The following is a 13,357-nucleotide window of genomic DNA, read 5'->3' on the forward strand; positions in this document are numbered from 1 at the left end:
GCAGAATATGGCTCTAACTACTTGAAAACCGGCAAATCGCCTCAAACTTTTAACTACAACAACATTACGGAGCTGTTATGAGCAACAAAGGGCAACTGTTACAAGACCCATTCCTCAACGCCTTGCGCAAGGAACACGTCCCTGTCTCGATCTACCTCGTCAACGGTATCAAACTCCAGGGTCATATCGAATCCTTCGACCAATACGTCGTTTTGCTTCGTAATACCGTGACCCAGATGGTCTACAAGCATGCCATTTCCACTGTCGTGCCGGCCCGTGCCGTCAACCTTAACCTCGACTCCAACGAAGCCGAGTAAGGCCGATGGCTGACGCCCCCGGCACTCCAACCCTGCGCGCAGCGCTGGTCGGCATCGACTTCGGGACTGGCGACTTCGCCGCCAGTCTCGATGAGCTGTCGCTGCTTGCGCGCTCCGCCGGCGCCGATCCGATCACCACGATCACGGCGAAGCGCAGCAGCCCGGACCCCGCGCATTTCGTCGGCAGCGGCAAGGCCGACGAAATCGCCCTCGACGCCAAGGCCCTTGGCGCCGAGATCGTCATCTTCAACCACGCTCTCTCTCCCGCCCAGCAGCGCAACCTGGAGCGTCGCCTCCAGCTGCGCGTGATCGACCGCACCAGCCTGATCCTCGACATCTTCGCCCAGCGCGCCAAGAGCCACGAAGGTAAGCTCCAGGTCGAGCTGGCCCAGTTGCAGCACCTGGCCACGCGCCTGATCCGCGGCTGGACCCACCTGGAACGTCAAAAGGGCGGTATCGGCCTGCGCGGTCCGGGTGAAACCCAGCTCGAGACCGACCGCCGCCTGATCGGCGAGCGGGTCAAGATGCTGCGCGCGCGCCTCGGCAAATTGCGCAAGCAGCACGAGACCCAGCGCCGCCAGCGCGGACGCAACAAGACCTTCTCGGTGTCGCTCGTCGGTTATACCAATGCCGGCAAGTCGACCCTGTTCAACACGCTGACGAAAGCCGGCGTGTATGTGGCGAACCAGCTGTTCGCGACCCTCGACACCACCAGCCGCCGCATGTACCTGGGCGACGAGGTGGGCAGCGTCGTGATCTCGGACACCGTCGGTTTCGTGCGCGAGCTGCCGCACCAGCTGGTGGCCGCGTTCCGCGCCACGCTGGAAGAAACCATCCATGCCGACCTCTTGCTGCACGTGGTCGACAGCGCCTCCCCGACGCGCATGGAGCAGGTCGAACAGGTCAATGAAGTCTTGCGCGAGATTGGCGCAGATCATGTTCCGCAAATTTTGGTGTGGAACAAGATCGATGCCGCCGGGCTGGAACCTGGGGTCGAGCGTGATGAGTATGATAAGATCAACCGGGTTTTCATCAGCGCCCACAGTGGCGCCGGCCTGGATCTGCTGCGTTCGGCAATCGCCGAGGCGGCCAAGTCCGCGCCGGGCCCAGGCGGGTACAGCAACCCAGAAAACGAAGAGCACGACGAAGCCTTCGGGCTCGCCGAGGAAGACGCGTCGGTGGACGCGCACCCCGGCGGTCTTGCCGACAATATGCCAACTTCCACCCATGTCAGGCCCAACTAGCCTATGCTTGTTTCTCTACTAAAAAGATTCGGCGTCAAATTGTCGCTGAACGACCCACGCTGGGGACGCAACCCCGAAGACGACCGCAAGGCCCAGGATGGTCGCCGCCCCGGTGACGGTCCTCCCGACCTCGACCAGATGTGGCGCGATTTCAATGCGCGCCTGAACCGCATGTTCGGCGGCCGCGGCAATAACAATGGCGGCGGCGACAACGGCGGCCCGCGCGGCGAAATGCGCGGCGCCGGCATCGGCGCCGGCGTCATCGCCATCATCGTCGGCTTCATCTGGCTCGCCAGCGGCGCCTTCATCGTGCAAGAGGGCCAGGTCGGCGTCGTGACCACCTTCGGCAAGTACAGCCACTCGACCACGCCGGGTTTCAACTGGCGCTGGCCGTATCCGTTCCAGGCCCACGAGACCGTCAACACCTCGCAGATCCGTACCGCCGAGATCGGCTACCGGGCGAACGTGCGCAACAAGCAGCCGCAAGAATCGCTGATGCTGACCGATGACGAAAACATCATCGACATCCAGTTCGCGGTGCAGTACACGCTGAAGGACCCGGTCGCCTGGCTGTTCAACAACCGCGACCAGGACGACAGCGTGCGCCAGATCGCCGAGACGGCGATCCGCGAAGTGGTCGGCCGCAACAAGATGGACTTCGTCCTGTACGAAGGCCGCGAGAAGGTCGCCGCCGACGTGCATTCGATGATGCAGGCGATCGGCGACCGCTACGCGCTCGGCGCCCTGATCACCAACGTGACGATGCAGGGCGTGCAGCCGCCGGAACAGGTGCAGAGCGCCTTCGACGACGCCGTGCGCGCAGGCCAGGACCGCGCCCGCGCCCGCAACGAGGGCGAAGCGTATGCGAACCAGATCATCCCGCAGGCGCGCGGCCAGGCCTTCCGCCTGCAGCAGGACGCCGAAGCCTACCGTTCGATGGTGGTCGAGAACGCGACCGGTAACGCCGCCCGCTTCGACCAGGTGGTGGCCGCCTATTCGCGCGCCCCGGCCGTGACCCGCGACCGCATGTACATCGACACCATGCAGCAGATCTTCACCAGCACCACCAAGGTGATGGTCGACTCGCGCGCCAACAACAATATGCTGTACCTGCCGCTCGACAAGCTGATGCAGCAGCAGGCAGCCAACGATGCCCAGGTCGGCAGCAAATCGGGTCCGGTGCAACTGCCGCAGTCCGGCCAGCCTGCCGAAGTGAGCCAGGCCATGGAAGCGGTGCGCCAGCGAGACGAGCGCAGCCGCGATTCCTCACGTGACAGGGAGACCCGCTGATGAACCGCCTCGTAACTCTTTTCGTCGCGGGCTTCATCGCACTGATGCTGCTGTCGTCCACGATCTTCGTCGTCGACCAGCGCCGCTTCGCGATCGTGTTCGCGCTCGGCCAGGTCAAGGAAGTGATTTCGACGCCGGGCCTGCACTTCAAGCTGCCGCCGCCGTTCCAGAACGTGATCTACCTGGACAAGCGCATCCTGACGCTGGACACGCCCGACGCCGACCGCTTCATCACGGCCGAGAAGAAGAACATCCTGGTGGATGCCTTCATGAAATGGCGTATCGAAGATCCGCGCCTGTACTACGTCAGCTTCGGTGGTGACGAAAGCCGTGCGCGCGACCGCATGTCGCAGATCATCAAGGCGGCCCTGAACGACGAGATCACCAAGCGCACCGTGCGCGAAGTGATTTCCGGCGAGCGTGCCGCGGTGATGGCGGCGGTGCAGGCCAAGGTCGTGGCCGAAGCGAAGGAAATCGGCGTCGGCATCGTCGACGTGCGCCTCAAGCGCGTGGATTACATCGAGCAGATCAACAACTCGGTGTACGAACGCATGCGCGCCGAGCGCGTCCGCGTCGCCAACGAGCTGCGTTCGACCGGCGCCGCCGAGTCCGAGCAGATCCGCGCCGATGCCGACCGCCAGCGCACCGTGATCATCGCCGAAGCCTTCCGCGACGCCGAGAAGGTCAAGGGTGACGGCGACGCGAAGGCCTCGGCCATCTACGCCGAAGCTTTCGGCAAGAACCCGGAATTCGCCCGCTACTACCGTTCGCTCGAAGCCTACCGCGCCAGCTTCAAGGACCGCAGCGACGTGCTGGTGGTCGATCCGAACTCGGAGTTCTTCAAGTACTTCAAGCAGCCGGCGGCGTCGGGTCGCTGAGCCGCGCTCCCAGGCCTTGCCCAGGACGGGCTCCCGCACAACGGGAGCCCGTTTTTCATGGGATTTGCTAGCTTGTATAGGCATCCGTGACGTGGCAGATTGTTAACCAGACAAGGTGTCGAACCAGCATTCCCTGCCTCACCCGCGCGGTTTTCGGGTAAAATCACCGATTCGGCGTTCGCGCCATGCGTTGGCACGTCTATCGTCGTCCCTGCCAGTCGCAGCTAATTATCCCAACTCCCATCTGTTGCCCATGCCGAACTGGCTATTGCCTGAGAATATTGCCGATGTCTTGCCGTCCGAAGCGCGCAAGATCGAGGAGCTGCGCCGCCTGATGCTCGATAACTTCCGGCTCTACGGCTACGAGCTCGTGATGCCGCCGCTGCTCGAATATACCGAGTCGCTGCTGGCAGGCGCCGGCGAAGACACCGACCTCAAGACCTTCAAGGTCATCGATCCGCTGTCGGGCCGCCTGCTCGGCCTGCGCGCCGACATGACCACGCAGGTGGCGCGCATCGACGCGCACCTGCTGAACCGTGAATCGATCACCCGCCTGTGCTACGCCGGCAGCGTGCTGCACACCCGTCCGTCGGGCCTGCACGCCACCCGCGAGCCGGTGCAGATCGGCGCCGAGATCTACGGCCATGCCGGCCTGGAAGCCGACGCCGAGATCCAGGAACTCGCCCTCGGCTCGCTGGCCCTGGCCGGCTTCGCCAACGTGCGCCTGGACCTGGCCCACGTCGGCGTGCTGCGCGCGCTGCTGAACGAAGACCCGGCCGCCAAGCGTGACGAAACCCAGATCTACTGCCTGCTGCGCGCCAAGGATGCGCCGGGCCTGGACGCCATCTCGACGAACTACTATCCGCAGACCCGCCAGGCGCTGCTGGCGCTGCCGCACCTGTACGGCGACGTCGAGGTGCTGGCCAAGGCGCGCGAACAGCTGCCGGCGCTGCCGGGCATACAGCGCGCGCTGGCCGAACTGGCCGCGCTGGCGGCGGGCGCCATCGGTCGCGCCGAGGTGGCGATCGACCTGGCCGACCTGCGCGGCTACCAGTACGAAAGCGGCGCCATGTTCGCGCTGTACGTGCCGGGCCTGCCGAACGCGGTCGCCAGGGGCGGGCGCTACGATCACGTCGGCGAAGCCTTCGGACGCGCGCGTCCGGCGACCGGCTTCTCGCTCGACCTGCGCGAACTGGCCCGGCTGCTGCCGACGGCCGAGCGCAAGCATTCCATCCGCGCGCCGTGGGGCAATGCCCCCGAGCTGAAGGAAAAAATCGCTGACCTGCGCAAGGCAGGCGAAGTCGTGATCCAGAGCATGCCTGGTCACGACAATGTTCAGGACGAGTTCGAGTGCGACCGCGTGCTCGTCCTCGAAAACGGAAATTGGATTCTCAAAAACTTAGGTTAAGTGATGTCAAATACTAACGTGGCAAAGAACGTCGTTGTCATCGGCACCCAGTGGGGCGATGAAGGCAAAGGGAAGATCGTCGACTGGCTCACCGACCACGCCGCCGGCGTGGTGCGTTTCCAGGGCGGCCATAACGCCGGTCACACCCTGGTCATCAAGGGCCAGAAGACCGCGCTGCAGCTGATCCCTTCGGGCATCATGCGCGAAGGCGTGGCCTGCTACATCGGCAACGGCGTCGTGGTCTCGGTGCCCGACGTGATGCGCGAGATCGACAAGCTGCAGGCCGCCGGCATCGAAGTGGTGTCGCGCCTGAAGATCTCCGAGGCTTGCCCGATCATCCTGCCTTACCACGTCGCCATCGACAAGGCGCGCGAAGCCAAGCGCGGCGAGAACAAGATCGGCACCACCTGCAAGGGCATCGGCCCGGCCTACGAAGACAAGGTCGCGCGCCGCGCGATCCGTATCGCCGACCTGCTCAACGCCGAGCGCTTCGCCGAGAAGCTCAAGGAAAACCTGGACTACCACAACCACGTGCTGGTCAACTACCTGGGCGGCGAAGCGATCGACTTCCAGACCACCTATGATGACGCGATGGCCCTGGTGCCGCGCCTGCGTCCGATGGTCGCCGACGTGTCGTCGCTGCTGTACGCGGCCCACAAGCAAGGCGGCAAGCTGCTGTTCGAAGGCGCGCAGGGTTCGCTGCTCGACGTCGACCACGGCACCTATCCGTTCGTCACCTCGTCGAACTGCGTGGCGGGCAATGCCGCCGCCGGCGCCGGCGTCGGCCCGAACATGCTGCACTACATCCTGGGCATCACCAAGGCCTACACCACCCGCGTCGGTTCGGGCCCGTTCCCGGCCGAACTGCCGACCGAAGAAGGCGTGGGCGAGCACCTGTCGCGCATCGGCCATGAGTTCGGCACCGTGACCGGCCGCGCCCGCCGTTGCGGCTGGTTCGACGCCGCGCTGCTGCGCCGCTCGGTCCAGATCAACGGCGTGTCGGGCATGTGCCTGACCAAGCTGGACGTGCTGGACGGCATCGAATCGCTGAAGCTGTGCACCGGCTACAAGATCGACGGCCGCGACGTCGACATCTTCCCGGTCGGCGCCGAAGAAGCCGCCCTGTGCGAGCCGGTGTACGAAGAAATGCCGGGCTGGACTGAAAGCACCGTCGGCGCCAAGTCGATGGAAGAGCTGCCGGCCAATGCCCGCGCCTACATCAAGCGCATCGAAGAACTGGTTGGCGTGCCGATCGACATGGTGTCGACCGGTCCGGACCGTGAAGAAACCATCGTCCTGCGTCACCCGTTCGCAGCATAAATCAATAAGAATCTGGAGTAGAAGATGAATACCCCCGTATCGACCGACAAGGACCTGTGGGTCTCCTGGGATGAATACCACCGCCTGATCGAGCGCCTGGCGCTGCAGGTCTATGAATCGGGCTGGAAGTTCGATCAAGTGCTGTGCCTGGCGCGCGGCGGCGTGCGTCCTGGCGACGTGTTCTCGCGCATCTTCGACGTGCCGCTGGCGATCCTGTCGACCAGCTCGTACCGCGAAGAAGCCGGCACCAAGCAGGGCGACCTGGACATCTCGAAGTACATGACCATGACCAAGGGCCCGCTGGCCGGCCGCGTGCTGCTGGTCGACGACCTGGCCGATTCGGGCGTCACCCTGCGCAAGGTCAGCGAGCACCTGACCGAGAACTACAAGGACGTCACCGAAGTGAAATCGGCCGTCATCTGGGTCAAGGGCACGTCTTCGATCCGTCCTGATTACTACCTGGACGACCTGCCGCACAATCCGTGGATCCACCAGCCGTTCGAAGAATATGACGGCCTGCGTCCGCATCAGCTGGCGGCGTGGTTGAAGAAGTTCGAGAAGTAATACCGGTCCGCGCGATCGAATCGAAGCAGGGAAGGGTACAAGCCTTTCCCTGTTTTTTTTCGTCGGCCGAGGTGGCGGCTGCTAGTATTGCGCTACTAACATTTCTGGCAACCCAACAATAACAAGCCATGACCCAAAGCTTCTTCCAGACCTTCATTCTCCTCATCCTCGTCACCGACCCGTTTGGTAACGTCCCCCTGTTTGCTGCCGCCCTGAAAGACACCCCGATCGAGCGTCGCAACAAGATCGTGATCCGCGAATGCGGCATCGCCTTCCTGCTGTTGCTGGTGTTCATGTTCTTCGGCAAGCACTTCCTCGAGGCGCTGCACCTGAGCCCGGTCGCGCTGCGCATTGGCGGCGCCGTCATCCTCCTGATGATCGCGATCCGCATGATCTTCCCGCACCCCGACGGCGTGCTGGGCAAGAGCGAAGGCGGCGAGCCCTTCATCGTGCCGCTGGCGATTCCCGCGCTGGCCGGGCCGTCGGCGCTGGCCACCGTGCTGCTGTTCTCGTCCACCAGCTTCACCGACACGATGGTGCACGTCGCCGCGCTGGCGGCGGTGGGCGTGGTCTGGCTGGCAGTGTTCCTGAGCGCCGAAAAGCTGCAGCAGAAACTCGGCCCGCAAGTCATGACCGCCTTCGAGCGCCTGATGGGCCTGATCCTGACGGCGATGTCCATCGAGATGCTGCTGGGTGGTATCCGGGAGTTCGTGCAGACGCTGTAAGCGGGCGGCAGGGAACCCGCCACTACATTGACTCGCGTCAGATGGCGTTCCTTGACGTCGTTCCTGCGGCGATCAATCATCGTTTACTTCCGGATGTGCTCAGAGGAGGTCTCGATGAAACCCGTAATGCGTGTCGCCGCGGCAATCCTGCTTGCGGTGGCAGTCGCCGTGCCGGCAAGCGCCAATATTGTCCGCGACGGCGATTTTGAACTGAACGATGGCAGTTGGGAACTCACCGAAGGCTGGTTTCTGGGAGACGCCGGCCGCGGCGCGAGCAGCGGCGTCAACTCGCTCAGTACCGGCTGCTTCGGGCCCGAGTTTTCCTGCTTTGCCACCCAGGCCCTGCCGACGACGACCGGCCAGCGCTACGACCTGAGCTTCTGGCTGTATGCGGACGGCGTGATCGGCCCGGATGGCTTTCCGATCTTTCAGTTTGACAATGGAATCAGGGTGATGTTCGGGGACGCGATCGCGACGACCATCTACAATTTCCCGACCACGAACACGTCTACCGATATCGGGACGGGCGGCCCGTCCACGCAAATCATCGTCCGCAACCTGCTGGCGACATCGGCATCGACCATCCTGCAATTGTCCGGCTACCACGACCCTTCGGGAATCTTCTTCGACGACATCTCGGTCGAGCTGGCGGTCAGCCAGATCCCCGAGCCCGGAACCTTGTCGCTGTTCGGCATGGCGCTCGGCTGCCTTGGCCTCAGCAGGTGGCGGCGCGCACGCGCTGCCTGAGCCGCAAGCAGCCTGTGCCGGGCATCCGTGCGGGAGTCGTTGCCCCAAATCTGGCACACTGCAGTCGCGCAGATTGCGCGCGACTCCCGGACCATGAATGAAACAGGAACCAGCGACACCCTCCGAATGGCTGCCTTTCCTCAGCGGTGGCGGCATGATGGGCGCCATGATGCGCGCCCACGACTGGAGCGCGTCGCCCCTGGGTTCGCCACGCCAGTGGCCGCAGGCGCTGCGCACCGTGGTCGGCCTGATGCTCAACTCGAAGTTCCCGATGTTCGTCGCCTGGGGCGGCGAACTCGGGTTTCTCTATAACGACTCGTATATCTCGATCCTGGGCGACAAGCATCCGACCTCGCTCGGCAAGCGTTTCCACGACGTCTGGGCCGAGATCTGGCACGACATCCACCCGCTGATCGTACGCGCGCTCAGGGGCGAGGCCAGTTATATGGACCGCCTGCCGCTGCGCATGCGCCGTCACGGCTACGACGAGGACACCTGGTTCCGTTTCTCGTATTCGCCGGTGCGCGACGAAGACGGCACCGTGGCCGGCATGTTCTGCGCCTGCGTCGAGATGACGGGCGAGGTGCTGGCCCAGCGCTACCGCGAGGAGGAGAACGAGCGCCTGGTGACCCTGTTCGAGCAGGCGCCCGGCATCATCGCCGTGCTGCGCGGCCCGGACCACGTATTCGAGATCACCAACCGCTCCTACCTGCAGCTGGTCGGCCACCGCGCGCTGGTCGGCAAGGCCGTGCGCGACGCGCTGCCCGAGGTGCAGGGGCAGGGCTTCTTCGAGCTGCTCGACCACGTGTACCAGAGCGGCCAGCCTTTCGTGGGCCACGCGGTGCCGCTGCGCGTGCAGCGCGACCCCAATGCGCCGCTGGAAGAGCGCTTCATCGACTTCGTCTACCAGCCGATCCACGACCAGCACGGCAAGGTCTCGGGCATCTTCGTGGAGGGCAGCGACGTCACGGCGCGCAAGCGCATCGAGGACGAGCTGCGCGCCGCCAATCGCCAGAAGGACCAGTTCCTGGCGATGCTGGCGCACGAGCTGCGCAATCCGCTGGCGCCGATCACCACGGCGGCCCAGCTGCTGCAGCGCGGCCAGATGGACGCGCCCGGCATCCAGCGCGCCAGCGACATCATCGCGCGCCAGGCCCAGCACATGACGTCCCTGGTCAACGACCTGCTCGACGTCTCGCGCGTGACGCGCGGCCTGGTGACCATCTCGAAAGAGGCGCTGGAAATGCGCGAGATCGTGCACGAGGCGGTGGAGCAGGTGCGACCGTTGATCGATGCGCGCGGCCACGCACTGCAGTGCGAAATCACAGCGGGCCCCTTGCGCGTGGAGGGCGACCGCACGCGCCTGATCCAGGTGGTGTCGAACATCCTGAACAACGCCGCCAAGTACACGGCGCCGGGTGGAAGCCTCGTGCTCAGCGCACGCAGCGAGTCGGGCTGGGTGCGGGTTGCGGTGCGCGACAACGGGCAGGGCATCGATCCACCGATCCTGCCGTACATCTTCGACCTGTTCATCCAGGCCGAGCGCACGCCCGACCGTTCGCAGGGCGGCCTGGGGCTCGGGCTGGCGCTGGTCAAGAGCCTGGCCGTGCTGCATGGCGGACGGGTGGAGGCGCACAGCGCAGGGTTGGGCATGGGCAGCGAGTTCGTGGTGTATCTGCCGTGCCTGGCCGAGGCGCCGGAGACAAGCCCGCCGCGGCTTGACGCGCAGCCGCGCGGCGCGCGCGGGCTGAGGGTGCTGGTGGTCGACGACAACGTCGACGCGGCCCAGATGCTGGCGACGCTGCTCGAGATGAATGGGTATGAAGTCGACATCGAATACGACGGCCAGGGCGCGCTGGCGAGCGCGGTGCAGGCGCCGCCGGACGTGGCCTTGCTCGACATCGGCCTGCCCGACATCGATGGCCATGAACTGGCGCGCCGGCTACGCGCGATGCCCGAGACCACGCAGGCGGTGCTGGTGGCCCTGACCGGCTACGGGCAGGTCGAAGACCAGCAGCGCGCCTACAAGGCCGGGTTCGACCATCACATGGCCAAGCCGGCCGACCTGGCCAAGCTGCTCGAACTGCTGGCGGCAGTCGGGACGCCGCACGCCTGAACATCGTCCCCGGCGTGCGACGCGGCGCAGGCGTGCGCGGGCCGGCGCAAGGAGCGCGGTATGCTGCCGCTATCGTCAACGCGGCATGGAAGCTGGATGAGAGCCTGGAGAATCTGTATCAATGAGGTGGCGCTCGATCGCGCCTGCGAGGGAGCGCGCAAGAACGGCGGCCATTGGCACGAAGCGGGATGGCCCGCGCTGTATGCGGCGATGACGGTGGAGCTGGCGGTGCTGGAGAAGTTCGTGCACACCGAGGGCGATGAGCCGTCGCTGGTGCTGGTGGCGATCGACCTGCCGGACGACCCGGCGCTGGGCCTGGACATGCGGGCCGACCAGCTGCCCAAGGGCTGGGACGACCTGGAAGATGGCGGCAGCGCGGCGGCCTTCGGCACGCGCTTCCTGGAGGAGTGCGAACACCTTTACCTGCGCGTGCCGTCGGTGATCGTCGGCGAAGGCGTGAACCTGGTGATCAATCCGCAGCATCCGGCCTATGCGCAAGTGAAGCTGTCGGTGGCGCGGTCGTTCAGCTTCGATCCACGGATGTTCGGACGGCCGGATACTTAAGTGGGGTCGGCGGCGGAACCGCCAACCCCACGTGGAGATGCTACTTGCCGAGCATCGACACCACATTGTCCGCCCCCGGCGCCCCGAACGCCTGCTGCTTGAGCACATGCAGCTGGTCGCGCACCTGCGCCGCCTTCTCGAACTCGAGGTTCTTGGCATGGTCGACCATGAGCTTCTCGAGGCGCTTGATCTCCTTGCTGATCTGCTTCTCGCTCATCGACTCGACCTTGGCGGTGGCCGCATCCTCGTGCACGCCCTCGACCATGGCCTTCTGCGCGGCGCTGCTGTACACGCCGTCGATCATTTCCTTGATCTTCTTCTGCACACCCTTCGGCGTGATGCCATTGGCCTCGTTGAAGGCGATCTGCTTGGCGCGGCGGCGCTCGGTCTCGTCGATCGCGCGCCGCATCGAATCGGTGATCTGGTCGCCGTACAGGATCGCCACGCCGTTGAGGTTACGCGCGGCGCGGCCGATGGTCTGGATCAGCGAACGCTCGGAACGCAGGAAGCCCTCTTTATCCGCATCGAGCACCGCCACCAGCGACACTTCAGGCAAGTCCAGGCCCTCGCGCAGCAGGTTGATCCCGACCAGCACGTCGAAGGTGCCCAGGCGCAGGTCGCGCAGGATTTCCACGCGCTCGACCGTGTCGATGTCGCTGTGCAGGTAACGCACCTTGATGCCGTGGTCGCCAAGGTATTCGGTGAGCTGCTCGGCCATGCGCTTGGTCAGCGTGGTGACCAGCACGCGCTCGTCCTTGGCGATGCGGTCGTTGATTTCGCTCATCAGGTCGTCGACCTGCGACAGGGCGGGGCGCACGATGATCTGCGGATCGACCAGGCCGGTGGGGCGCACCACCTGTTCGACCACGTTGTCGGCGCGCTGCTGTTCGTATTCGGCCGGCGTGGCCGAGACGAAAATCGTCTGGCGCGCCTTGCCTTCGAACTCCTGGAACTTCAAGGGCCGGTTGTCCAGCGCCGACGGCAGGCGGAAACCATAGTCGACCAGGTTGGTCTTGCGCGAACGGTCGCCGTTGTACATCGCGTTGAGCTGGCCGATCATCACGTGCGACTCGTCCATGAACATCAGCGCGTCTTTCGGCAGATAGTCGATCAGCGTCGGCGGCGGCTCGCCCGGCATCGCGCCGGACAGGTGGCGCGAGTAGTTCTCGATGCCCTTGGTAAAGCCGATCTCGGCCAGCATCTCGAGGTCGAAGCGGGTGCGCTGTTCGAGGCGCTGTTCTTCGATCAACTTGTTTTGCTGGCGGAATTCCTCGAGGCGGTCGCGCAGCTCGGCCTTGATCGATTCGACCGCGCGCAGCACGGTGGAACGCGGCGTGACGTAGTGCGAGCCCGGATACACGGTAAAGCGCGGGATCTTCTGGCGCACGCGGCCGGTCAGCGGGTCGAACAGCTGCAGCGATTCGATCTCGTCGTCGAACATCTCGACGCGGATCGCCAGCTCGGCGTGCTCGGCCGGGAAGATGTCGATGGTGTCGCCGCGCACGCGGAAACTGCCGCGCGAGAAATCCATCTCGTTGCGGGTGTACTGCATCTGGATCAGGCGCGCGATGATGTCGCGCTGCGCCACCTTGTCCTTGTGGCGCAGGGTCAGGATCATCTTGTGGTATTCGTTCGGATTACCGATACCGTAGATTGCCGACACGGTGGCCACGATGACCACGTCGCGGCGTTCCATCAACGACTTGGTGCACGACAGGCGCATCTGCTCGATGTGCTCGTTGATCGACGAGTCCTTTTCGATGAACAGGTCGCGCTGCGGCACATAGGCTTCGGGCTGGTAGTAATCGTAGTAGGAAACGAAATACTCGACCGCGTTCTGCGGGAAGAATTCGCGGAACTCCGAATACAGCTGGGCCGCCAGCGTCTTGTTCGGCGCGAACACGATCGCCGGCCGGCCGGCGCGCGCGATCACGTTGGCCATCGTATAGGTCTTGCCCGAGCCCGTCACGCCGAGCAGCGTCTGGTACGACAGGCCGTCGTTGATGCCTTCGACCAGGCCCTCGATCGCGGTCGGCTGGTCGCCGGCCGGTGGGAAGGGCTGGTGCAGCTTGAACGGCGAATCGGGGAAGGTGAGGACCGTCGGTTCGGGTGAAGTTGCGATGGATAAATCAGCCATACTTACAGACCTTTGTTAGAATGAGAATCCGCTCGCGGCCTTGCAAT

General features: G+C 64.6%; 12 protein-coding genes. 11 read left to right on the forward strand and 1 reads right to left on the reverse strand.

Annotation, left to right across the window (positions count from 1 at the left end; genetic code table 11):
• Positions 1–77: 77 nt before the first annotated feature.
• The 11 genes from hfq (at position 78) to LO55_RS14120 (ending at position 11,173) form a co-directional block, all read left to right on the forward strand.
• Entirely contained in the window at positions 78–317 is a 240-nt protein-coding gene (gene hfq, locus LO55_RS14070; RefSeq protein WP_005666255.1) for an RNA chaperone Hfq, read from the forward strand.
• 5 nt (positions 318–322) lie between these two features.
• Complete coding sequence (gene hflX / locus LO55_RS14075; protein WP_005666257.1) at positions 323–1,561, forward strand: GTPase HflX; 1,239 nt, start codon at positions 323–325, stop codon at positions 1,559–1,561.
• 3 nt (positions 1,562–1,564) lie between these two features.
• Complete coding sequence (gene hflK, locus LO55_RS14080) at positions 1,565–2,851, forward strand: FtsH protease activity modulator HflK (protein WP_071361929.1); 1,287 nt, start codon at positions 1,565–1,567, stop codon at positions 2,849–2,851.
• A complete protein-coding gene (gene hflC / locus LO55_RS14085) occupies positions 2,851–3,729 on the forward strand; it encodes a protease modulator HflC (RefSeq protein ID WP_005666260.1) in 879 nt (292 codons plus the stop codon). The genes hflK and hflC overlap by 1 nt, the downstream gene beginning before the upstream one ends.
• 253 nt (positions 3,730–3,982) lie before the next feature.
• The gene (locus tag LO55_RS14090) at positions 3,983–5,137 is read left to right on the forward strand and encodes an ATP phosphoribosyltransferase regulatory subunit (protein WP_005666261.1); all 1,155 of its coding nucleotides are present in this window, start codon (positions 3,983–3,985) and stop codon (positions 5,135–5,137) included.
• A gap of 3 nt (positions 5,138–5,140) precedes the next feature.
• Positions 5,141–6,457, forward strand: coding sequence for an adenylosuccinate synthase (locus LO55_RS14095; RefSeq protein WP_071361930.1), 1,317 nt, complete (start codon positions 5,141–5,143; stop codon positions 6,455–6,457).
• Between the two features lie 24 nt (positions 6,458–6,481).
• Positions 6,482–7,021 (forward strand): phosphoribosyltransferase, encoded by a 540-nt coding sequence (locus tag LO55_RS14100; protein ID WP_005666264.1) that lies wholly within the window; start codon positions 6,482–6,484, stop codon positions 7,019–7,021.
• A gap of 128 nt (positions 7,022–7,149) precedes the next feature.
• The gene (locus LO55_RS14105; protein ID WP_071361931.1) at positions 7,150–7,746 is read left to right on the forward strand and encodes a MarC family protein; all 597 of its coding nucleotides are present in this window, start codon (positions 7,150–7,152) and stop codon (positions 7,744–7,746) included.
• A 114-nt stretch (positions 7,747–7,860) separates the two neighbouring features.
• Positions 7,861–8,493: a PEP-CTERM sorting domain-containing protein gene (locus LO55_RS14110; RefSeq protein WP_177185525.1), complete on the forward strand. Its 633-nt coding sequence runs from the start codon at positions 7,861–7,863 to the stop codon at positions 8,491–8,493.
• Between the two features lie 97 nt (positions 8,494–8,590).
• Positions 8,591–10,609: a hybrid sensor histidine kinase/response regulator gene (locus LO55_RS14115; RefSeq protein ID WP_071361933.1), complete on the forward strand. Its 2,019-nt coding sequence runs from the start codon at positions 8,591–8,593 to the stop codon at positions 10,607–10,609.
• A 96-nt stretch (positions 10,610–10,705) separates the two neighbouring features.
• Entirely contained in the window at positions 10,706–11,173 is a 468-nt protein-coding gene (locus LO55_RS14120; protein ID WP_071361934.1) for an RES family NAD+ phosphorylase, read from the forward strand.
• A gap of 40 nt (positions 11,174–11,213) precedes the next feature.
• On the opposite strand, the gene uvrB is transcribed toward LO55_RS14120, so the two are convergent.
• Positions 11,214–13,310, reverse strand: coding sequence for an excinuclease ABC subunit UvrB (gene uvrB / locus LO55_RS14125; protein WP_005666271.1), 2,097 nt, complete (start codon positions 13,308–13,310; stop codon positions 11,214–11,216).
• Between the last annotated feature and the right edge of the window lie 47 nt (positions 13,311–13,357).

The sequence above is a fragment of the Massilia timonae genome (assembly GCF_001866515.1).
In the GTDB taxonomy this organism is placed as follows: Bacteria; Pseudomonadota; Gammaproteobacteria; order Burkholderiales; family Burkholderiaceae_D; genus Telluria; species Telluria timonae.

Excerpts from the sequence above, each read along its gene's own strand:
- LO55_RS14090 (WP_005666261.1), top strand. The coding sequence starts at position 3,983 with ATGCCGAACTGGCTATTGCCTGAGAATATTGCCGATGTCTTGCCGTCC.
- LO55_RS14120 (WP_071361934.1), top strand. The coding sequence starts at position 10,706 with ATGAGAGCCTGGAGAATCTGTATCAATGAGGTGGCGCTCGATCGCGCC.
- LO55_RS14110 (WP_177185525.1), top strand. The coding sequence starts at position 7,861 with ATGAAACCCGTAATGCGTGTCGCCGCGGCAATCCTGCTTGCGGTGGCA.
- LO55_RS14100 (WP_005666264.1), top strand. The coding sequence starts at position 6,482 with ATGAATACCCCCGTATCGACCGACAAGGACCTGTGGGTCTCCTGGGAT.
- hflK (WP_071361929.1), top strand. The coding sequence starts at position 1,565 with ATGCTTGTTTCTCTACTAAAAAGATTCGGCGTCAAATTGTCGCTGAAC.
- LO55_RS14095 (WP_071361930.1), top strand. The coding sequence starts at position 5,141 with ATGTCAAATACTAACGTGGCAAAGAACGTCGTTGTCATCGGCACCCAG.
- uvrB (WP_005666271.1), bottom strand. The coding sequence starts at position 13,310 with ATGGCTGATTTATCCATCGCAACTTCACCCGAACCGACGGTCCTCACC.
- LO55_RS14105 (WP_071361931.1), top strand. The coding sequence starts at position 7,150 with ATGACCCAAAGCTTCTTCCAGACCTTCATTCTCCTCATCCTCGTCACC.
- LO55_RS14115 (WP_071361933.1), top strand. The coding sequence starts at position 8,591 with ATGAAACAGGAACCAGCGACACCCTCCGAATGGCTGCCTTTCCTCAGC.
- hfq (WP_005666255.1), top strand. The coding sequence starts at position 78 with ATGAGCAACAAAGGGCAACTGTTACAAGACCCATTCCTCAACGCCTTG.
- hflC (WP_005666260.1), top strand. The coding sequence starts at position 2,851 with ATGAACCGCCTCGTAACTCTTTTCGTCGCGGGCTTCATCGCACTGATG.
- hflX (WP_005666257.1), top strand. The coding sequence starts at position 323 with ATGGCTGACGCCCCCGGCACTCCAACCCTGCGCGCAGCGCTGGTCGGC.